A 20380-nucleotide genomic window follows, 5' to 3' on the forward strand; every position below is an offset into this window, starting at 1 on the left:
ATCGATCACGTCGTACTCGCCGCCCGCTCTAAGGCCGAGGCGGTGCGGCGAGAAGCCCGAAGGGCTCCGGATCGTGCCGGGAACGTCAGGTCCCTTGCGGGTCGAAATCGGGTTCGCCGACGGCGGACCGGTCACCTTGGGTATCGCTGAGACCTCTGGAGTCCCCGCGAAACCGGCAAAGGCCACAGACCATCTTAGTCTGCGGCCCCTGCCGATGTTAGGACTCCGGCGTGAGTTTCACTCGGCGCAGGAGCTGGGCGTTGAGGGCGACCACGATGGTGGAGGCCGACATGAGCACCGCCCCGACCGCCGGGCTCAACGTGATCCCGACGCCCGCCAGGACGCCGGCCGCGAGCGGGATCGCCACGATGTTGTACCCCGCGGCCCAGCCCAGGTTCTCGATCATCTTGCGGTAGCTCGCCTTCGAGAGCCGCCGGACGCCGCCGACGCCGCGCGGGCCCGACGATGCCAGGACCACCCCGGCGGACTCGATCGCCACGTCGGTGCCCGCGCCGATCGCGATGCCGACGTCGGCGCGCGCCAGTGCGGGGGCGTCGTTGACGCCGTCCCCGACCATCGCCACCCGCAGCCCGCGGGCCTGGAGGTCCGCGACGGCCTGGTCTTTGTCGGCGGGCAGGACTTCGGCGAAGACCTCGTCGTCTTCGGTGAACCCGAGGTCGGCGGCGACCGCCTCGGCCACGGCCTTGGCGTCGCCGGTGATCATCGCGATCGTCTTCACACCTTGGGCGCGCAGGTCGGCGATGGCCTGCTTGGCCTCGGGCCGGATCTCGTCCTCGAGGGCGATCACGCCGAGCACCTCCGGCTCGTCGTCGAGCGAGATGAGGTAGAGCACCGTGGCGCCGCGGCCTGACCAGGTGTCGATGTCGCCCCGCAGCTCGCCGGGCGCCTCGGCGCCGAGCTCGCGCAGCAGCGCCGGTCCGCCGACCGCGTACCGCTTCCCGTCCACCGTGGCTTCCACGCCTTTGCCGGTGCGCGAACGGAAGTCGGAGGCGCGGGCGCCTTCGCCGTGCTCGTGCCCGTGGTGGGCGACGATCGCGCGGGCGAGCGGGTGCTCGGAGTCGGACTCGACGGCCGCGGCCAGGTGCAGCACCTCGTCCCGGTCGGCCCCTTCGGTTCCGGCGATGCCGGCGACGGTGTGCTCGCCCTTGGTCAGCGTCCCGGTCTTGTCGAACAGGACGGCGTCCACGGTGCGCATGCGCTCGATCGCGAGCCGGTCCTTCACCAGGATGCCGGCCTTGGCGGAGACGGCCGTGGTGATGGAGATGACCAGCGGGATCGCCAGGCCGAGCGCGTGGGGGCAGGCGATGACCAGGACCGTGACGGTGCGGACGACCGCCGAGGTGGTCTCGCCGAGCAGCGACCAGACCGCGAACGTGGCCACGCCGGCGCCCATCGCGATGTAGAACAGTAGGGCCGCGAACCGGTCCGCGAGGACTTGGCCACGTCCGCGCGACTCCTGCGCCTGCGAGACCAGCCGTTGGATGCCCGCGAGGGCGGTGTCGTCGCCGACCGCGTTGATACGCACGCGGATCGCCGAGTCGGTGGCGACGGTGCCGGCCACGACCCGGTCGCCCGGCTGCCTCGGCACGGGCCGGGACTCGCCGGTGATCATGGACTCGTCCATCTCGGCTTCGCCGTCGACGATCTCGCCGTCGGCGGGGACGCGGGCGCCGGAGCGGACCAGGACCACGTCGCCGACCCCGAGCTCGCTCGCGGGGACGGTCTCGGTTGATCCGTCCTCGGCGACGCGTTCGGCTTCGTCGGGCAGCAGCGCCGCGAGCGCGGCGAGCGCGCCCTGGGCTTGGCCGATGGCCTTCATCTCCTGCCAGTGGCCCAGCAGCATGATCGACACCAGTGCACCGAGCTCCCACCAGAACTCGAGGTCGAACAGGCCGAGGCTGGTCGCGAGCGAGGCGGCGTAGGCAACGGTGATCGCGGTGGCGATCAGCAGCATCATGCCGGGCGCCCGGTCGCGGATTTCGCGGACGCCTCCCGCGAGGAATGGCCAGCCGCCGTAGAAGAACACGAACGTGCCGAGCACGGGCCCGACGAGGTCCATGCCGGGGAACTCGAGCGTGTACCCGAACCAGTCCATGATCATGTGACTGGTGACGACCAGCGGGATCGTCAGGACCAGGCTGAGCCAGAACTTGCGCCGGAACACCTCAGGGTCGTGCCCGGCGTGTTTGTCGTGCCCTCCGTGCCCTCCGTGACCACCATGGCCGCCATGCGCTCCGTGTCCCTGGGGCGCGACGGACCCCCCGTGGGCGTCGTGATCCTCAGCCGTGACGGCGGCTCCGTGTGCCGGGTGCTCGCCGTGTCCGGCGTGGTCGTCGTGGCCGGTGTGGCCCGTCTCGCGGTCGTGGTGCCTCTCATCGTCGTCATGGGCGTGGTGACTGCTCACTGGAGGCTCCTTCCGTATGGTTGTTTCTCGGTCAGAGAATATACCCCATGGGGGTATCTGACAAGCCGATTCAACCATCACACTCCCGGTCGTATTCCCGGGGAGTGCTGCCGGAAACGATGACCCGGCTCTCGGTCTCGAGATACGCGCACCGCAACTCTACTAACATGAATAGTAGTACGGTATCCGGGTTCCCCACGAATTCAGGAGGAGCGCATGCCCGCCAGACGTCCTCAATTCGGCCCGGATGCGTGACCGATCGGATTCCGGTCGGCCTGGGGCGAGCTGGTTGCTCGGGGCCGAGGGCTCGAGCCGGTTTTCACCGACTCGAGCCCTCGGTCCATGCGGTTACAGCCGCGCCTGGATCTCTTGCAGGGTCGCGATCTCGGCGGTCTGCGTTTCGATGACCGCGTCGGCGATCGCAGCGGCGTCAGCGTTCTGGCCCTCGGCGTGGTGCTCTTCGGCCATGGTGACGGCGCCCTCGTGGTGGGCGATCATCAGCTCGACGAACAGCCGATCGAAGTCGGCGCCTTGCGCGGCCTGGAGTTCTGCCATCTGTTCCTCGGTGGCCATGCCGCCCATGGACATGCCCTCGTGGCCCTCCATCTCGGTCGGCTCGCCCCACTCCTCGAGCAGTCCGGTCATCTCGTCGATCTCCGGCTGCTGGGCCGCGGCGATCTGACCGGCGAGCTCGATGACTTCGGCGTCGGCAGCCTGGCTCTGGGCGAGGTCCGCCATCTCGATGGCCTGCTCGTGGTGAGGGATCATCATCTGGAGGAAGGTGATGTCGGCATCGTTGAATTCGGCCTCGGTGGACTCGGACTCCGAGTTCATGGAGTCCATGTCGTGGCCGCCCTCGTCGCCGCTGTCGGAGCAGGCGGCGATGGACAGTGCGGCGAACGCGGCGATGCCGGCGGACAGTGCGCGGCGCACGGTGAAGGTCTTGCTCATGGTCTGGAAACTCTCCTGTCGAAACGGTGTTGTCGCATGGAAGGGTCGAAGCGGTCCGGGGACCAGCGGTTCGGCCTAAATGCGGAACACCGAGAGTTCCATGTAGGACAGTCTGCCTCCGGGGGGAAGCGAGACCGGCACATCCCATGCGACGCGACCAAGGCGCAGCACGAGGTGGCTGTCGGAGGCCATCCGGGCGAGCCGCCAGATCGCCCACAGCGACACCGCCAAAGCGAGCCCGGTGAGGATCGCCATGCACACCTGCATGGGGTTCATGCCGGCGCCCATCGGGTGGTCGTGGTGGTCTTCGCTTTCGGCGGGTGCGGCGTGCGGATCGGATACCGCTGCGGCCGAGGACGTCCCCGAGTGGCAGACATTGTCGGTGCAGGCGTGCCCGGTCGTGTGCATGAGCGCGACCCCGACGGCCACCACGATGAGCGTGGCCTTCCAGAGCGCTCGCAACCAGGTCAAGACGCCAGCCTTCCTGAAGCCCGTGGAAGGGCTACATGGTCCCTGCGGGAGTCACGGCTCGGCAGGGGAGGACGCGCTCATGGTAATTCACCGGCTGAGGGTGCCGTGCGGGACCTGAGGCCGCCACGGATCATGGCCGATGCAGTTTCGTGCTCCAGCCATGGATCTGGCGAGCAGCATTCACGCCGACTACGCCGGTCGACGTGCCCTCCGCGGTTTCGAAGACGGTGATCAGGGGTTCTTCCGAGGCGGTGCGCTCGACCGCATCGGGCACGGCAATGCCCGCGCCCGCGATGGTGGTGCCGTGGGTGCGGATCGAGAAGCGGCTGCTCGGCCCATACGGGCCTGGGTCGCCGATCCGACCCAGATCGTGGAGCAGTGATCGGGCCGCATGGGCGCCTTGTGCCGCGGCGTCATCCCAATGGTCGATTCGAAGACGTCGACCGTCGCTGAAGGGAAGCACGGCCACTCCGCCCGCGGCATAGACCGATGCCTCGCCCTCGAGGCGGAGCCGATCGTCGACGACGAGACCTCGGCCCGCAAGCGGGGCGGGTGCTGATGGAACCGTTCCGTGGGCCACGATCACCAGGTCCGACTCGATGGCCTCACCATCGTCAAGCAGCATGTCGACTCGGTCCGAGCGGGGTTTGAAGGCGGCGGCGGTGCGCCCGAAGCGGGTCGTGACGTGCCTGCGGTGGAGGTCGGCGACGTGCTCGGCGATCGCGCGTCCGAGCACCGGCACGAGCGGGGTCCGGGCCCGGGCGATGAGGGTGATCTGGTGGCCTGCTTCGCGGAGCAGGCTCGCCGCCTCTGAGCCGACGAGTCCCGCGCCGAGGATCGAGACGCGGTGGGGCCCGGAACTGAGGCTGTCGCGGATGGCCTCGGCGTCCCGTGCGGAGTGGAGCGTGGTCACTCGCCCTGCCGCGACGGCGTGGGCGAGCCCTGGAATCGCCGTGTCGAGCAACCTGGGTCGGCTGCCGGTAGCAACGATCGCAGCATCGAAGTGCACTTCGACGCCAGAAGCCAGGCGGACCGACGAACCGGAGGCATCGAAGCCGAGGGCCGTGTCGAGCAAGCGCTCGGCGCCTTCGGCCGGCGGCAGCGCCGTCTGCTCGGCAGTCAGAAGGCCGGTCATCAGACCCTTGTCGACAAGCGTGCGGTTGTACGGTGCGACCCCTGTCTCGCCGATGATCAGGACCCGGCCTTCGAATCCGTGGCCGACGAGGGTCCGGGCGGCGGCATTCCCGGCCGCACCGCCGCCGACGATCGCGATCGTGCGCTCGCGCATCGCGGACTCCTTCCGAGGAGGATTTACAAGAGATACCCCCGTAGGGTATACATGACAATCGAACATACCCCGAGGGGGTATGTCGAGTGAATGGAGTTCCGATGTCTGAGCACGACCACCACCACGGTCACGACGAGCCCGAGCAGGCTGCGGACCACTGCCACGGGCACGGTGCCTCGGCAGAGCAGGTCGCCGACGCAGGGGCTGACGCGATCGCTGAATGTCCCGTCATGATCGGCAGCACTGTCGTGAAGGCCGACGCTGAAGCGGCGGGCCTGTTCCGCGATTACGAAGGTCAGCGGTACTGGCTGTGCTGCGACGCCTGCGGCCCGCTCTTCGACGCCGACCCGGCCAAGTACGCGACCGCCGCTGCCTGAGCGGAACCCGAGGGCCCGTAGTGCATTGCGCTACGGGCTCTTCCTACGGCCGGTAGAGGGATCGCAGGCTGGCGACGAGGGTGTCCGGCGCCTGCTCGGGGGTGAGGTGACCGGCGGTGATCTCGTCGGCGGCGGCGTGGACCAGGCTGTATAGCGCCGTGATCAGCCACGACAGCGGCAGGTCGGTGCGGAAGGCGCCTTCGTCCTGGCCGCGGATGATGAGCGCTTCGATGCGCTCCAGGATCGGGTCGTGGCGAGAGCGAAGCCATTGCGGGGACACGTCGCCGATGATGTTGTCGCGTAGGTTCCGGTTGCGCTCCATGAGGTACCACTGCTGGCGCAGGATCCGTTCGAGCGCGTCCTCCGCGGGACCGTCGGTGTCGACGGCCTCCCAAGCCGCATTGGTCTCTTCGAATGCCCGCTCCATGAGGGCTTTGGCGAGTTCGGTCCGTGAGGGGAAGTGACCGTAGAGGGTCACGCGCCCGACCCCTGCGGCTTCGGCGACCTCCGCGACGCTCACTCCCGGTCGGGAGCTGTAGAGCTTGAGCCCCGAGTCGAGGATCTTGTCGATGTTGCGCTGGGCGTCGGCACGGCGACCGCTGGGCCGCCGTGCCGACGCGGTGGTCTTGCCGTCGGCCATGCCTGAAGGGTAGCTAGTGGCCGTGGGGGCCGCCGCTGGTCTCGACCTTCCCTGCGGGTACAAGGACCAGCGCGACGAGTGCGGCAACGCCGGAGGCGACCGCACAGACCAGGAACGCGTCGGTGAACCCCGAGAGGGTGGGGATGCTCGCGCCGATGCTCGCGGCCGCAACGGTCGACATCACCGCGACGCCCACGGATCCGCCGAGTTCGTGGAAGGTGGTGACCATCCCCGAAGCGACACCGGCCTCATGGGGGTCCACACGCGACAATGCCGTGGCGTTGGCGGTGATGAACAGCGTGCCGAGCGCGAACGCCCCCAACGCAAGGCCTGCGACTACCGAGGCAGATCGGCTGTGGTCCTCCAGCATCGCCAGCCAACCGGACGCGGCAGCGGCGAGCACCATCCCGGCCACGGCGATCGGCCGGGGCCCGGTCTTCCCGATGAGATGCGCGGCCAGCTGCGCGCCGATCGTGGTTGCGACGGCGACTGGCAGGAACAGCAGACCGGTGCGCAGCGCGGAGTACTCGGCGAAGTCCTGGAGGTACAGCGAGCCGAGGAAGAAGAACGAGATGAGCAGCGCGGTCGCCATGAGCATCAGGAACGCGCCGGTGACGACGGTGCGGCGGGCCAGCAGCGCCACACGCATGAGCGGCGCGGCGGTGCGCCGCTCGACGAGGGCGAAGACGGCGTAGAGCACGACCGCGGCGGCAAGCGACGTGAGCGTCACGGCCGAGGTCCACCCGTCGTCGCCGGCCCGGACCAGGCCGAAGATGAGCGCGGCGGTGGCGGCGGTGACGAGCAGTGCGCCGGGCACGTCGACGCGCTCGCGTTGCGACGCGGGGGTGTCGACGGGGAGTATGCCCGGCAGCAGCGCCAGGATCACCGCCCCGATGGGGACGTTGATGTAGAAGATCCACTGCCAGCCGGGCCCGGCCGTGAGCACGCCGCCGATGAGGACGCCGAGGGCCGCGCCGCCTCCGGCGATCGCCGACAGCAGTCCCAGCGCGCGGTGGCGTTCGGCGCCATGGAAGGCGGTGGTGACGGTGGAGAGGATCGCGGGCGCCATGAGGGCCGCACCGAGGCCTTGGGCGAGCCGGCCGCCGAGCAGGACCGGTCCGGTCTGCGCGAGGCCCGCAGCCAGCGAAGCCGCGGTGAACAGGGCCAGGCCGGTGAGGAGCAGGCGGCGGCGCCCGAAGAGGTCGGCCAGACGCCCGCCGAGGAGCATGAGGCCGCCGAAGACCAGTGTGTAGCCGGTGACGATCCAGGTCAGGGCCTCCCGGTCGAGGCCGAGTTCGGCGCCGATCGTCGGCAGCGCGATGTTGACGACGGTGATGTCGATGATGAGCATCGCCTGCGCGGTGCACAGCAGGGCGAGCATGAGCCAGCGCCGTGGTAGCGGCGGCGCCTCGCTGGAGGTTTCGGGGTGGTGGATCGCGGACACGATCACTCCTTAACTCGAACATTGATGTACGAGTTCGAGCGTACCCGGATTTCGAAGGAACTCAAACATGCGTGTTCAAGTTAGCGGTGTCGGTGTCAGCGAGCGCCCGTCGGCCTACGCCCACCGGGGCATGCCTCGCCGCCGGTGCGACCACGGTCGTAGCCGCGAATGCCGTCCTCGGCTCGATGTGTGCCGCGCCGCAACGCGACAGGCTTGCGATGCATCGAAAGATCAAGCGACGGAAGCGAGAACGACATGATCCTCATAACGGGTGCCACGGGCACCGTCGGCCGACCGCTGGTGGCGGCGCTGGCCGCGCGCGGGGTACCGGTGCGGGCCCTCACTCGCGACCCTTCGCGGGCGAGGTTTCCTTCCGGAGTCGAGGTCGTCGCGGGCGATCCGTCGCAGCCCGAGTCGATCGCCGCGCATCTGGCGGGCGTGCGGGCGGTGTTCCTCAACTCCACCGCGATCCGGGACGCCTCCAGCGAGTTCGCGGACCTCGCGAAGCGGCGCGGCGTGAACCGGCTGGTCGCGCTGGCGGCCTACAACGTCGAGCAAGACCTCGCGCTCCAGCCCTCGCGGTACATCGGCGACCGCAACCGCGAATGCGAGGCGGCGGTCGAGGCCAGCGGGCTGGAATGGGTCAGCCTGCGCCCCCAGGTCTACGCCAGCATGGCGGTCCCGCTGTGGGCCGGCCAGCTGCGACTCGGGGACACCGTCGAATGGCCCTACGCCGACTTCGCCGAGGCCGTCGTAGATCCGCGCGATGTCGCGGAAGTCGCCGCACACGCGATCACCGCCGACGACCTGCTCGGGCGCAGGCCGGTCCTGACAGGACCCGAATCGCTCACGCACACCGAGATGGTGCGGGTCATTGCTAACGTGACCGGGAGGACGCTCCACTACCGGGAGTTGACCGTGGTCGATTTCGTCGGCCGCGTTGCGGCGATGGGCCTGCCGCCCGAGCTGGCGGCATCTTTCGTCGCGCGCTTCGCCGCGTTCGACGGCCAGGCTCCGGAACTCACCGACGAGATCCCGCGAATTCTGGGTCGCCCAGCCCGCTCCTACCGCGACTGGATCACCGACCACGCCGCCGCCTTCGAGGCGTCAACGTGATGACCGGTTCCGATGTCAGTCTTCAGGACTCTGGCTCTTCACGTCGAGAATGCGCATCAGGCTGACTCGGAGTGCTTCCTGCGATTGCGTCGAGGTCAAGCGGCCTGTGGCGGCTTCCCGCCCTGCCGCGTGGCCGAGCGCAATGACAGCTGCTGCCAGCCATTCGGGCGGGGCCTGCGGGTCGAACTCGCCGGTGGCTTGTCCTCGGCGGATGACTTGCATGATGCGGTCGACGACCGGCGAGTGCCGGGCAAGATCCGTTTCGGTGTCGGCAAGGGGGGCAGCCAGTCCCACGAGCCCGGGATAGCGCTGGGCCACTTCGTCTCCAGCCTCGATTAGCCGGACGAGCGCTGCCGCGGCGGGCCCTCGGTCGAGATCGGCGGCGTCCATGGCTGCCACAGCCTCGTCGGTGATCCGGTCGAGCGCTGCAGCGAGCAGTTCTTCGCGGGAGGCGAAGTGGGCGTACACGGTCTGACGGGTGACACCGGCGGTGCTGGCGAGCGCCTCCATGCTGATGCCAGGGTCCCGGTCGAGCAAGCGGGTCGCCGCGTCAAGGACTGCTTCGCGATTGCGGGCGGCGTCGGCCCTGCTCCGTCGGTTGCGCGCGGAATCTTTCAAGTTTGACACCTTGTCAAGATTACCATCGAAGTTATATCTTACAAAGTGTCAAACTTAGGCGCTTCGACGTGATGGGAATCGACATGACCGCAATGCAGGAAACCGACCCGAAGCAGTTCATCGGCGATTTCTTCACCGACTTCACCGACGAGGTCGTGCACGGCGAGGGGGATCCCGGTCCTGCCATGGACCGCTTCTACACGCCTGACATCGTCCAGTACGCCGACGGCATCCGACTCGACTACGAGAAGCTTCTCGCGCACATCAAGCCGGTCCGAAAGAACCTGGTCGAGGGCCGCTTCGAGGTCCATGAGGCGGTCGCCGACGGTGAGCGGCTCGCCGCCCGGTTCACCATTCACGCCCAGATGCGCAAAGGCTCGGCCATCGCCACCGAGGTTCACTTCTTCGGGCGGTTCACTCCAGACGGCCGACTGGCGGAAGCACGTCAGCTGACGCGGGCGCTGCCGGACCTGAAGAAGGCCGGAAGCGACGACTGAAACCGAGCGCGCAGTGGTGAACCTGGCTGCACTCGACCACCTGCGATTCGGACCTAACGCCCGCCCGGCCGACCCGTAGCTCTCGACTCAGCGCCTTTGGGATTGCGTCGAAGACCGGTGATCCTGTGGCCGGCGGCGAGATAGACCGCGACGGCGGCGAGCGCCAGGGCGCCGACGCCGAGGTACATGACCGTGCCGTCCCACTCGGCGAGAAGCAGGCCGCCGAGGAAGGGCCCTGCGAAGCCGCCGAACTGGGTGAAGGACTGCGCGCCGAAGTAGGCGCCGCGGGCTGCGGGCGGGGCGATGCGGTCGATGAGGGCGAACTCGGAGGGCACGATGAAGACCTCGCCGAGGCTGAACACCACCATCGCAGCCACGAAGTGCCACAGGGTGGTCGAGAACGCGAAGCCGGCCATGCCCGCGAACAGCAGCAGGCCCCCGACGGTGATGGCGGTGACCGCCTCAAGCCGCAGCACGAACCGGGCGGCGAGCAACTGGAAGGCGACCACCGTGACTGCGTTGGCGGTCATGACCGCGGCGAGGATCTGCGCGCCGTTGTCGAAGCTGATGTCGAGGTCTTGGGCGAGCAGCGCGGAGATGCGCAGCTGCACCGACTCCAGGAGCAATCCCGCGACCAGGAGGATCAGTAGGCGGCGGTCGGTGGCGACGGCTCGGAGGCTCCCGAGTAGTCGCCCGGCCGCTGGCAGGTCGTCGACCGTGGCGGGAGCGGCCGGGGCGCGGTGGGCGGCGAGGGCGAGTGCCGCGAGGTAGAGGCCATAGGTGACTGCAGCAGTGGCGAACGCGATGCGGGCGCCGGAGAGTCCGAGGGCGACGCCCAAGAGTGGGCCGACGGCGTAGCCGGCGTTGGTGGCTAGGTACTGGTGGGAGAACCATCGCACCCGGGTGCCTTCGGTGAGCAGGTCGCCCAAGAGCGCCTTGCTCACCGGGGCGAAGACGCTGCTGGAGAACGCCAGCGCCGCATTGCAGGCTATGACGGTCGCCAAGTGCTCTGCGGCGGCGAACCCGGCGAACGAGACGACTACGCCGACGAGCCCGGTGAGCAGCACTGGGACGCGGCCGAAGCGGTCGGACAGGGCCCCACCGAAGAACCCAGCGGCGATGGAGAAGCACACCGAGGACCCGATGACCAGGCCGACGGCCGGCGGTTCGAGGCCGAGTTCGCGGCGCAGGAAGATCGCGAGGAACGGGATCGTCACCGAGTTGGCGAGGCTCATGATCCCTGCGCCGGCGACGAGGAGTTTGGCGAGGACTGGGGTGCGGGAAGTGTGCATGGCGGTGCCTTCGGAATCTGGAGGTGCGTCTGCGGGGGAGGCCCGGCAGGCCGAAGCCTGCCGGGCCTGGCGCCTCGCTAGGCGAGGTATCCGAGGGCGGCCATCATGCCGACTTCGCCGTGGTAGAGGTTGTGGCAGTGGAGCATCCACATCCCGGGGTTGACCGCGTCGAAGTCGACTTCGAGGGTCTGTCCGGGAAGGACGATCGCGGTGTCCTTTCGCAGGCCGGTGTCGGCGAGGGCGAAGGTGTGGCCGTGCAGGTGCATGGGGTGCCACATGACGTCGCCGTTGATGAACCGCAGCCGGACCCGTTCGCCCTCCTCGACCGGGTACGGGTTGGCGAGGTCGTGCGGGCGGCCGTTGATCGCCCAGTCGAACGCCTCCATCGAGCCGGTCAGCTCCAGGTCGATGATGCGGTCGGGTGCCTTGGCAGGCAGCACGACCGGGTCCGCCGGAGCGAGTTCGGTGTAGGAGAGGACGTGCCCGGTCAGCTCCGTCGGCGCGAAGTCGGCCGCCGGGGCCTCGCCGGTGCCGGTGCGGACGAGGGCCCTGCCGCGGGCGTTCTTGCCTTCGGCCTCGGCCACCAGGGCGAAAACCCCGTCGTCGAGGGTGACGATGACGTCGTACCGCTCGCCCATGCCGATCAGGATCGCGTCGGCATCGACCGGCTCGCAGGGGAACCCGTCAGTGTGCGTGACGGTGAGCCGGTGCCCGGCGAGCGCCACCCGGTAGGCGGTGTCGGCTCCGGCGTTGATGATCCGGATGCGCACGCGCGCACCGGGTTCGGCCGCGAATACCTCGGGGTCGGCCGGGACGCGGCCGTTGACGAGGTGGTGCGGGTAGCGGACGTCCCCGGCGTCGGCGCCCAGCAGGTCCGACTCGGCGCCGTGCAGGAGGAACGAGTCGCTGGTGGGGGCTTGGCCGTGGCCGTCGTGGCCGCCGCCGGAGCCGACCTCGTCCATGTCCATGCCTTGGGCGAGTTCGGCGAGGACGTCGTCGGGGGTGCCGGTGACGCCGTCCATCCAGTCGTCGAGGACGACGGTCCACTCCAGGTCCCAGGTGACGGCCTCGTCGGGGTCGTCGACGATCATCGGGGCGTAGAGCCCGCGGTCGAGCTGGGTGCCCATGTGCGGGTGGAACCAGTACGTGCCCGCATCAGGCGCGGTGAACTGGTAGGTGTACGTCGCGCCGGGCTCGATTGGCGCCTGGGTGAGGTCGGGGACGCCGTCGGCGTCGCAGCGCATCTGGAGGCCGTGCCAGTGCACGGTGGTGGCTTCGGGCAGGCCGTTGGCCACGACCGCCTTGACCTGTTCGCCCTTGGACACCCGGATCGGCGTGCCGGGGATCCGGCCGCCGTAGGACCAGGTGGGGACGATGAGGCCGCCGAGATCGACTTCGGTGGCGACGGGGCCCAGCTGGAACTCCCGGACGGGGCCGGGGTTGCGGGCGGCCTCGGCCGCGGCGACCCGTTCGGAGTCGGGGGCGACGAATGACGGGGTGGCCGGCTCGCTGTCGGTGCAGGCGGCGAGAGCGGCGGCGGGGAGCGCGGCGGCTCCGCCGCGCAGCACGGATCGACGTGTCAGTGCACGCATGATGGATTGCCTTTCGGATGGCGTTGCTATGGATGCTGATTCGGCGACTTATCCCCAGGCGGGGGCCGAATCTAGATCCGCAGCACCGCGATCCGATTGAGCAGCAGCGAAGTCGGCCTGAGCCTGGAAGGTATTGGGCGCCATCGGCTTCGAACGGGATCGGCCACGATCGCAGCAGCAGACACCACAAAGGCAGCGAGCACCCGGAAGAGCAGCGGGCGCAGGAATTCCACGACGATCCTGATTAGCATTCCGCCGCACAGGACCATGACGCCCAACAAGGACAGCATCCCGCCTCGGCTCTCATCGCCTTCCGGGTCGGATTCTTCCTGGCCGTGGTGGGGCATGCCCGCGTGGTGGTGCGCCATCGCCGAGACCGAGTCCGCCTGGGCCTCGATGTCGTCGGAATGCCCGCGGTGGCCCCACGAGAACATGGCCAGCAGGCACACCAAGAGCACCGCGATCAGCGCGGTACGCGCGATCGTGCGAGCCATGGCATCACCCTGGTATTCAAGCGAGGTAAGCGGAGTTCCACCCAGGAGGCGTCTGCTGGAATGCTGTGAGCATGGGACACCTTCACTTCGGTCACTATACCGGGCGGGGGTATATGTTCGCAACGCTGACGGGTATCGCTCAGTCGAGCCATCCGAGGCGGGCGGCCTGGACGCCGGCCTGGAAGCGGCTGGTGGCCCCGAGCTGCGCCGTCAGGTCGGCCACGATTCTGGTCACCGTCCTGACCGACACGCCCAGGCTGCGGGCGATCGCCTCGTCCTTTGCGCCGGACGCGAGCATCCGCACCACGGCCCGCTGCTGGTCGCTCAGGCCGGTGTCATCGCTGCCGCGCAGCACGTCGTCCATGCCGGACGCCGTCGTCCAGCAATAGTCGAAGAACGCCGCGAGCGGCGCGGCCAGCATCGGATCGCGCACCACGATCGCACCGATGCCCGGGTCTGGCGGGAAGTCGATGATGGCCTGCTCCCGGTCGTAGACGACCATCCGGACGGGCACCAGCGGGGCGGCCTTGACCTGGCCGCCGAGTTCGACTTTCCGCTCGATGAGCGGCTGGATCACCTTGCCGCGCAGGGTTAGCTGGGAGTAGATCGACCGGAAGCCGATTCCGCGGCCGGCCAGGACCTTGTCGCGCCGCAGGGAGGCTTCGAAATCAGCGGGAGACCAGACCACGTGCGGGTGCATCTGCGCGTGCTCGCGGCGGCAGCCACCCGCGAGCTCGTCGAGCACCGCCTCGATGCGGGGGCGGAAGCGCTCGTCCCGCCGCAGGATCTCGATGTCGGGCCTAGGCTTCGCATCGTCGGCGAGGCGGAGGTAGTGCTCAGCCAAGTCGAGTGCGGCGCCTTGGCGTTCGGCGACCGCCTGCAGCGCTTCGGCGAGCCGGTCGCGGCCCTCGCCGAGCATGCGGCTCAGCGCGGAAGCCGCATCCATGGCGACCTCGGCGGTGCCGTCGAGCAGCCCCAGGCCGATGAGGTGGCCTCGCACGAGGGGCAGATCGGTGCCGGGCAGCCCGGCTTGCGCGACCGCCTGCTCAAGGGTCGCGCAATTGGTCCTCATGAGTCGGTACACCTCTTGGGCGGCCTTAGCCTCGGGCTGGTCGAGCTTCTGTGAATCCATTGGACTCCTTCGTATCGCTGTCCGGTTCCAGCCATGGCGGGGACCGGACAGGCAGATACGTGGATGCGAGCTCCGGTGGCGGCCAACATTGGCGCAGGAGTTCCCAACGATACCCATGGTGGGTATGTGTACACGTGGGTCTTCCCATTGGAGGAGATGGACATGATCGTGGTCGACTACAGCCTGGTGGCCTTCCGGCTCACCTCGCTCAGTGCAGGCACGTGCGCGCACTGCGTTGCGCGCCTTCAGTCGCGCCTGCGGGGCGTGGTCGGGGTGATGAACGTCGACGTCACGCCCGATAGCGGGCAGGTGCATGTGCTGGTGGACGCGCTGCACGTGGCCGAGTCAGTGGCCGACGAACTGTGGGAGGCCGGCTGGGAGCGGGAACCGGAGTGCGCAGGGTCACCGTCGATGATGGCTTGATATACCCCCCGGGGGTATGTTAGAAATAGCGCGCGGCCCACCCGGGCCGCCACCGCTCCGGGCCCCCGGAACGGTTTGCCTCGAACGGGTACAGCGCGTCCGCGCTATACCCCCCACCGGTATAGGAGCAAGTGATATGTCAACGACCCCACCGGCATCACGACGCTGGCTCGCCCTCTGGCTCATCGCCCTCGCCCAGTTCATGGTCATCATGGACACCTCGATCATCGGCGTCGCCCTGCCGAAGATGCAGGCCGACCTCGGCTTCACCCCCGAGAACCTCTCGTGGGTCTTCAACGCCTACGTCGTCGTCTTCGGCGGGCTGCTGCTCCTCGGCGGCCGCCTTTCCGACCTCCTCGGCGCCCGCCGGGTCTTCAGCCTCGGCTGGATCATCCTCGGCATCGGATCACTCGCGGCGGGCCTCGCCGGCAACGTGGCCGTCGAACTGGCCGGACGCGCCGCGCAAGGCGTTGGCGCGGCGCTCATCGCACCCTCGGCCCTCACCCTGCTCATGATGCTATTCGGCGCCAACCCGAAAGAGCTCATGAAGGCCTTCGCGGTCTACGGCGCGGCCGCCCCGGCCGGCGGCACCGCCGGGGTCTTCCTCGGCGGTGTCATCACCGAGTACGCCTCCTGGCCCTGGGTGTTCTACATCAACCTCCCCATCGCGGTCCTGGCCGTGGCCGCCGCACCGGCGCTCCTGCCCGGCAGCGCGGGCACGCGCGGATCGATCGACTGGCTCGGCGCGGCCACCGCCACGCTCGGCCTCGGCGGCCTCGTCTTCGCGATCGTGCGGGCACCCGAAGTCGGCTGGGCCTCGGCCCAGACCTGGGGTGTCCTCATCGCAGCCGCGGCGCTGCTCGCGGTCTTCTTCACCGTGCAGGCCAAGCGCCGCGAACCGCTCATGCCGCTCGCGATCTTCCGCGCCGCGAACCTGGGCGCGGCCAACCTCGCCCAGGCGCTGCTCGGCGCGGCGTGGATCCCGATGTGGTTCTTCCTGAACCTGTACCTGCAGCAGGTCCTCGGTTACTCGGCCTTCCCCTCTGGGGCGGCGCTGCTGCCGATGACCGCGCTCATCATGATCGGCATGGTCGTCATCTCACCGCGCCTGACGGCGAAGTTCGGACCCAAGGCGATGATCGTCACCGGCCTGGTCCTCCTCGCGGCGGGTCTGGGCTGGCTCTCGCTCATCCGTCCTGACGGGACGTTCGCGGCGGACGTGCTCCCGGCCTCGCTCGTCGCCGCACTCGGCATGTCGCTCGCGTTCATCCCGTCGCTGCAGATGGCCATCTCCAGCGCCGCCCCCGAACAGGGCGGCCTCGCCTCGGGGATCGTGAACACGAGCTACCAGATCGGCTCCGCGCTCGGCCTCGCCGCCGTCACCGCCATCGCGGTCCCGCTCGGCGCCAACGAACTCGGCGACCCGGTCGCCTTGACCGACGGATACTCGGCGGCCTTCATCGCCGCCGCGGCGGTGGCTCTCGCGGCGGCTGTCGTGGCCGTGGCGACGGTGCGCCGGAGCAGGGTGGAGGTGGCCACTGCCGCTTGAACCTGAATCAGGAAACAGGCGGGGCCGGGCGGCATCGATGCCGCCCGGCCCCGCCTCGTCGTCAGTCCCGGTATCCGATGACGGCCATCATCCCGGCCTCGCCGTGGTACAGGTTGTGGCAGTGGACCATCCACCTGCCGGGGTTGACCACGTCGAAGTCGACTGCCAGGGTCCATCTCGTTAGGACGGTCGCGGTGTCCATGCGCAGGCCGGTGTCGGCGAGCGCGAAGGTATGGCCGTGCAGGTGCATCGGGTGCCACATGCGCCCGTCGTTGACGAAGCGCAGCCGCACCCGATCCGCAGCACCGCGATCCGATTGATCAGTGGAGCCGCAGCGTCAATTACTACTATCATAAATAGTAGATGGCAACCGCCATCGGGGGATAGGGTTCATGCCGAGAGGGAGGTCCCCATGCCCAGACTCGGCGAGCTGGAAGCCGCGATCATGACGGTCCTGTGGTCGGCGTCCGACCCTGCCACCGTCCGCGACGTGCTCGGCGCGCTCCACCGCGATCCGGAGCCGGCCTACACCACCGTCATGACAGTCCTGGACAACCTCCACCGCAAGGGGATCGTCACTCGCGAACGCGCCGGCCGGGCGTGGGCCTACCGGCCCGCACAGTCGCGCGAGGAGTTCGACGCCGATGCCATGGCCGCTGTCCTCGAATCCTCCTCCGACCGCAGCGCCACCTTGCTGCGTTTCATCGGCAAGATCAGCCCTGACGAACTGGCGCGCCTGCGCGAGCTCCTCGACGCCGAGGAGCGGCAGTGACCGCGGCGCTGATCCTCCTCGCGTATGCGGCGCTGCTCGTCATTGTCGGTCCGCGGCTGATGGACCGGGCTGTTTGGCCGGTGGCCTTGCCGCGCTTGGCGATCACCACCTGGTTCGCTCTCGCCGTCTCGTTCGTCCTCGCACTCGTGCTCGCGGGAGCGGCGATCATGCGACCGACCGAGGTGTTCGCTGCCGAAGCGGTCCAGCACTGCATCTCCGCCCTTCGGGAGTTGCATGGTCCCATCGCCGGTCCGGTCATCGCGGTTGCCGCCGCAGCGCTGACCTGCGTTGTGCCGCTTTGGATTCTGGCGGCCGGCGCTTTGGTGGCGCGTGCAACGACCGCCGAGCGGTCCCGCCTGCGTCGCGCACTGGCGAGCGCGCCCCGAGACAGCCACCTCGGTGCGATCGTGGTCGAATCCGAGCGCCCCGCCGCCTACTGCATCCCCGGGAAGGGCGGCTTGATCGCCGTCACCTCCGGCGCACTCGCGCTACTCGACCGGCCCGAGCTGAACGCCGTGCTCGCGCATGAACGCGCCCACCTCGCCGGCCGCCATCACCTGCTCGTGGCGCTCGCCCAGATCGGGCGGCGCGCCTTCGGGCGACTGCCGCTGTTCGCGCACCTGCCCGAACGCATCGGGCATCTCGTCGAACTCGCTGCCGACGACGCCGCCGCGCGCAGTGCCTCTCGCGGCACCCTCGCCCGCAGTCTCCTGAGCGTCGCCACCGCCCAGGCCCCGGTCGAGGCGCTGGCCGCCAGCGGCGGCGACACGGTCGCACGCATCGAACGCCTGCTCGACGCTCCCGCCGCGCCCGGGCCGGCGGGAGTGGGCACGATTCTCGGCGGCAACGCCGCCGCGGTGGCCGCGCCGGTGCTGGTCCTCGCCGCCCCGATCCTCACCGCAGTCGGGTTCGCCTGTTGCTAGAAACGAGCTCGTCCCCCTATGGGGGTGGCGGCCCTCGCGTTTAACTACTATCCTGCCTAGTAGTGAATGGCTGGATGGAGAGAGCTGCGATGGTCGAACCGCCGCGGACGATGCAGGCGCCGAACGGGACCGGCCGATGACCGAGATGACCCTCGTCACCGAGCCGCGTAGCGACTCCTGCGACCGGGCCAAAGAGGTGCTCCACTACCTGTCGGCCGAGTTCGAGCTCACCGTCACCGAGATCGCCCTCGCAAGCGACGAGGGCCGAAGGCTCGCAGCCGAACACGCGATCCTGACCACCCCAGGTCTGCTCCTCGATGGCGTGCTGTTCAGCTGCGGTGAGGTGGACGAAGGCCGGCTCCGCATGACCCTGGCGTCGATCCGGCCGATCGGCCATGCAGTACCTGCGCTGCCTCCCGTCGATCAGCGGCGCTAGGCCCATGACGAGCCCTTCGGCTCCCGTCCGCCGTGTGCCTGCGTTGCACCCCGACATCCTCGAAGGAGCACTCCGCTCATGAAGTCGTCGTCGATACCTCGCAAATGGACTTCTGTCGCCGTAATCGGCGGCCTCCTTGTCTCCGCAGTCAGCTCGGCCCCCGCCTGGGCCCAACGGGATACCTCGGAGATCAACGACGAGATCGAGGAGACCGAGGCGAACCTGACCGCGGCCGTCGAGGAGTACAACCAACTGGCGCAGGAAGCGCAGGACAACCGCGACATGATCGCACTGACCCAGGAGTCCCTGGACGCGGCCGAGTCCGACCTCGACTCGCTGCGCGAACAGCTCGCCGACTACATCACCGCGACCTACGTCGATCAGGGGATCGGCGACGCCGCGCTGCTGCTGGAATCGGGTTCCCCTGACGCGTTCGTCGAGCGCCTCGATCGGCTCAACTCGGCGAACCTCTACAACTTCGACCTCATGGACGAACTGCGGACCGCCTCCGAGGAGTACACGGCCCAGCTCGACCTTCTCAACGACCTCCAAGTCGACCTGGACGAGCAGGAGGGCGAGCTGGAGCAGCAGCAGGACGAGCTCAACGCGCGGATGGCCGACCTCGAAGAGGAGTGGCAGGCCGCCGCGGGCGACGCGATCACCGACTACGACCTGCCGTACATGACCGACGACGAGTACGCGGTCGTCTCGTTCGCGCTCGACCAAGTCGACAAGCCGTACGTGTGGGGGACCGCCGGACCGGACACCTACGACTGCTCGGGCCTCATCTTGCGCGCCTACGCGCAGATCGGGATCGAACTGCCGCACAACGCCGCCGCCCAGTACGGCGAGACCGCGAGCATCAGCCGCGACGAGCTGCGACCGGGCGACCTGGTGTTCTACAACGACCTCTCCCACATGGGGATGTACATCGGCAACGGCCTGATCGTGCACGCCCCGAACTCCCGCACGGTTGTCAAGGTCGTCGAACTCGACCACGGCAACGTCTGGTACGGCGCGACCACCATCCTCCACTAGCATTCCTCGAGCCGCCGCTAGACCGTGGTGCGTGTTACAGTCGCGGGTGCCGTCGGCACAATCGGCGCTGGCGGCCGGGTTTCCGTCAGCGATGCGAGGTGTCCACTGGGCCGCAAGCGATTCGCGCTCTGGCTGGTGGGAATCGCCGCACTCCTCACGCTCGGTCACCTGCTCGGTCCGCAAAGCGACCTGCACGCGATCTCCTCACACGACCACGAGGTCGACCAAGAACACACGGACTCGCCCTCCCACGACCACGGGGCCCATTCATGCGGCCTTGCGACGCTCCCTGACGCCGCGACCGACGCACCCGCTGATGGTGCAGCTGACCCGCTCTTCGCGGACTGCACGGATCAGGTCGCACCGGTTGCGGACGCCGTGGACACCAGGGATCGATCTCCCACCGATCTCGTATCCGAGCTTCAGGTCAACAGGGTCTAGAAGCGGTCGCCTCCTCGGGCGTCCGCATCTCCTCCGACCCTCCGGCAGTGCTGCGCGCTGCCGACTGACCTGAAGCGAGGGACCACCCATGACCTATCCCCAAGACGGCCGACCCCGCGTGACGACGAATCGGCAGGCGCCGGACGGGCGGACCTACCGTTCCGAGCCGCCCGTTGAGACCGACGACCGCTACCCGCCCCGGCGTCCTTCCCGACGCTTCGGCGGTGAAGGCATCGAACGCCGATCCGGGTTCGACCGACCCGAACCGGCAATGGAAAGTGCCCCGACGGCCGGGTACTACTCGGCTGCAACACCTCAGCGACCCGTGCCGCGTGCAGGTCGAGGCCCGGCCTCCGATGGGCGACCGAGTGCGAACCCGGCCGGTCTGTGGGCCGAACCGTACCCCGACCGCCGGCACAGTCAGGCTCCCGTGCCCGATCGCGGATGGTCCGAGAGCGAGG

The 20380-nt window shown here is 68.9% G+C and carries 20 protein-coding genes and 1 pseudogene; 9 read left to right on the top strand and 12 right to left on the bottom strand.

The features are described from left to right. Positions 1-217: 217 nt before the first annotated feature. From AB0I03_RS17600 to AB0I03_RS17615, 4 genes are all read right to left on the bottom strand, one after another. Positions 218-2425, bottom strand: coding sequence for a heavy metal translocating P-type ATPase (locus tag AB0I03_RS17600; RefSeq protein ID WP_360413747.1), 2208 nt, complete (start codon positions 2423-2425; stop codon positions 218-220). A 348-nt stretch (positions 2426-2773) separates the two neighbouring features. Continuing rightward, the gene (locus AB0I03_RS17605) at positions 2774-3376 is read right to left on the bottom strand and encodes a DUF305 domain-containing protein (protein ID WP_360413750.1); all 603 of its coding nucleotides are present in this window, start codon (positions 3374-3376) and stop codon (positions 2774-2776) included. A gap of 75 nt (positions 3377-3451) precedes the next feature. After that, positions 3452-3847: a hypothetical protein gene (locus AB0I03_RS17610; protein ID WP_360413753.1), complete on the bottom strand. Its 396-nt coding sequence runs from the start codon at positions 3845-3847 to the stop codon at positions 3452-3454. Positions 3848-3977: 130 nt separating this feature from the next. Next, entirely contained in the window at positions 3978-5135 is a 1158-nt protein-coding gene (locus AB0I03_RS17615; RefSeq protein ID WP_360413756.1) for an NAD(P)/FAD-dependent oxidoreductase, read from the bottom strand. A 101-nt stretch (positions 5136-5236) separates the two neighbouring features. Between AB0I03_RS17615 and AB0I03_RS17620 the strand changes: the two genes are divergently transcribed. Then, a complete protein-coding gene (locus AB0I03_RS17620) occupies positions 5237-5512 on the top strand; it encodes a YHS domain-containing protein (RefSeq protein WP_360413759.1) in 276 nt (91 codons plus the stop codon). A 43-nt stretch (positions 5513-5555) separates the two neighbouring features. Here the strand turns inward: AB0I03_RS17620 and AB0I03_RS17625 are convergent, their stop codons facing one another. Together AB0I03_RS17625 and AB0I03_RS17630 are read right to left on the bottom strand one after the other, a co-directional pair. Then, the gene (locus AB0I03_RS17625) at positions 5556-6152 is read right to left on the bottom strand and encodes a TetR/AcrR family transcriptional regulator (RefSeq protein WP_360413763.1); all 597 of its coding nucleotides are present in this window, start codon (positions 6150-6152) and stop codon (positions 5556-5558) included. A gap of 13 nt (positions 6153-6165) precedes the next feature. Continuing rightward, a complete protein-coding gene (locus AB0I03_RS17630; RefSeq protein WP_360413766.1) occupies positions 6166-7596 on the bottom strand; it encodes an MFS transporter in 1431 nt (476 codons plus the stop codon). A gap of 255 nt (positions 7597-7851) precedes the next feature. Here AB0I03_RS17630 and AB0I03_RS17635 point away from each other — a divergent pair, with 255 nt between their 5' ends. After that, entirely contained in the window at positions 7852-8712 is an 861-nt protein-coding gene (locus AB0I03_RS17635) for an NAD(P)H-binding protein (protein ID WP_360413769.1), read from the top strand. Between the two features lie 15 nt (positions 8713-8727). On the opposite strand, the gene AB0I03_RS17640 is transcribed toward AB0I03_RS17635, so the two are convergent. Then, positions 8728-9330 carry a TetR/AcrR family transcriptional regulator gene (locus tag AB0I03_RS17640; RefSeq protein ID WP_360413772.1) on the bottom strand — a complete coding sequence of 201 codons (603 nt, stop codon included), beginning with the start codon at positions 9328-9330 and terminating at the stop codon, positions 8728-8730. A gap of 83 nt (positions 9331-9413) precedes the next feature. Between AB0I03_RS17640 and AB0I03_RS17645 the strand changes: the two genes are divergently transcribed. Next, positions 9414-9827, top strand: a complete 414-nt coding sequence (locus AB0I03_RS17645; protein WP_360413775.1) for a nuclear transport factor 2 family protein — start codon at positions 9414-9416, stop codon at positions 9825-9827. 53 nt (positions 9828-9880) lie between these two features. Here the strand turns inward: AB0I03_RS17645 and AB0I03_RS17650 are convergent, their stop codons facing one another. The 4 genes from AB0I03_RS17650 to AB0I03_RS17665 all read right to left on the bottom strand — a co-directional run bounded on the left by AB0I03_RS17650 (position 9881) and on the right by AB0I03_RS17665 (position 14337). Then, the gene (locus tag AB0I03_RS17650) at positions 9881-11119 is read right to left on the bottom strand and encodes an MFS transporter (RefSeq protein WP_360413778.1); all 1239 of its coding nucleotides are present in this window, start codon (positions 11117-11119) and stop codon (positions 9881-9883) included. Positions 11120-11196: 77 nt separating this feature from the next. Then, a complete protein-coding gene (locus tag AB0I03_RS17655; RefSeq protein WP_360413781.1) occupies positions 11197-12711 on the bottom strand; it encodes a multicopper oxidase family protein in 1515 nt (504 codons plus the stop codon). A 71-nt stretch (positions 12712-12782) separates the two neighbouring features. Further along, complete coding sequence (locus AB0I03_RS17660; RefSeq protein ID WP_360413784.1) at positions 12783-13205, bottom strand: hypothetical protein; 423 nt, start codon at positions 13203-13205, stop codon at positions 12783-12785. Positions 13206-13344: 139 nt separating this feature from the next. Beyond that, complete coding sequence (locus AB0I03_RS17665) at positions 13345-14337, bottom strand: helix-turn-helix transcriptional regulator (RefSeq protein WP_360413787.1); 993 nt, start codon at positions 14335-14337, stop codon at positions 13345-13347. 162 nt (positions 14338-14499) lie between these two features. Here AB0I03_RS17665 and AB0I03_RS17670 point away from each other — a divergent pair, with 162 nt between their 5' ends. Next, the gene (locus AB0I03_RS17670) at positions 14500-14760 is read left to right on the top strand and encodes a heavy-metal-associated domain-containing protein (protein ID WP_360413790.1); all 261 of its coding nucleotides are present in this window, start codon (positions 14500-14502) and stop codon (positions 14758-14760) included. Positions 14761-14896: 136 nt separating this feature from the next. Further along, complete coding sequence (locus AB0I03_RS17675; RefSeq protein WP_360413793.1) at positions 14897-16309, top strand: MFS transporter; 1413 nt, start codon at positions 14897-14899, stop codon at positions 16307-16309. A 61-nt stretch (positions 16310-16370) separates the two neighbouring features. Here the strand turns inward: AB0I03_RS17675 and AB0I03_RS17680 are convergent. Beyond that, positions 16371-16613: pseudogene (locus AB0I03_RS17680) on the bottom strand (multicopper oxidase domain-containing protein); the annotation flags it as partial. A 108-nt stretch (positions 16614-16721) separates the two neighbouring features. Between AB0I03_RS17680 and AB0I03_RS17685 the strand changes: the two are divergent. The 4 genes from AB0I03_RS17685 (at position 16722) to AB0I03_RS17700 (ending at position 19478) form a co-directional block, all read left to right on the top strand. Further along, entirely contained in the window at positions 16722-17081 is a 360-nt protein-coding gene (locus AB0I03_RS17685) for a BlaI/MecI/CopY family transcriptional regulator (RefSeq protein WP_360413796.1), read from the top strand. Further along, positions 17078-18004, top strand: coding sequence for a M56 family metallopeptidase (locus tag AB0I03_RS17690; RefSeq protein WP_360413799.1), 927 nt, complete (start codon positions 17078-17080; stop codon positions 18002-18004). The genes AB0I03_RS17685 and AB0I03_RS17690 overlap by 4 nt, the downstream gene beginning before the upstream one ends. A 136-nt stretch (positions 18005-18140) precedes the next feature. Then, positions 18141-18440 (top strand): thioredoxin family protein, encoded by a 300-nt coding sequence (locus AB0I03_RS17695; protein WP_360413802.1) that lies wholly within the window; start codon positions 18141-18143, stop codon positions 18438-18440. Positions 18441-18518: 78 nt separating this feature from the next. Further along, a complete protein-coding gene (locus AB0I03_RS17700) occupies positions 18519-19478 on the top strand; it encodes an NlpC/P60 family protein (protein WP_360413805.1) in 960 nt (319 codons plus the stop codon). Positions 19479-20380 lie beyond the last annotated feature (902 nt).

Origin of the sequence: Glycomyces sp. NPDC021274 (assembly GCF_040641195.1) — a bacterium.
Taxonomy (GTDB): domain Bacteria; phylum Actinomycetota; class Actinomycetes; order Mycobacteriales; family Micromonosporaceae; genus Glycomyces.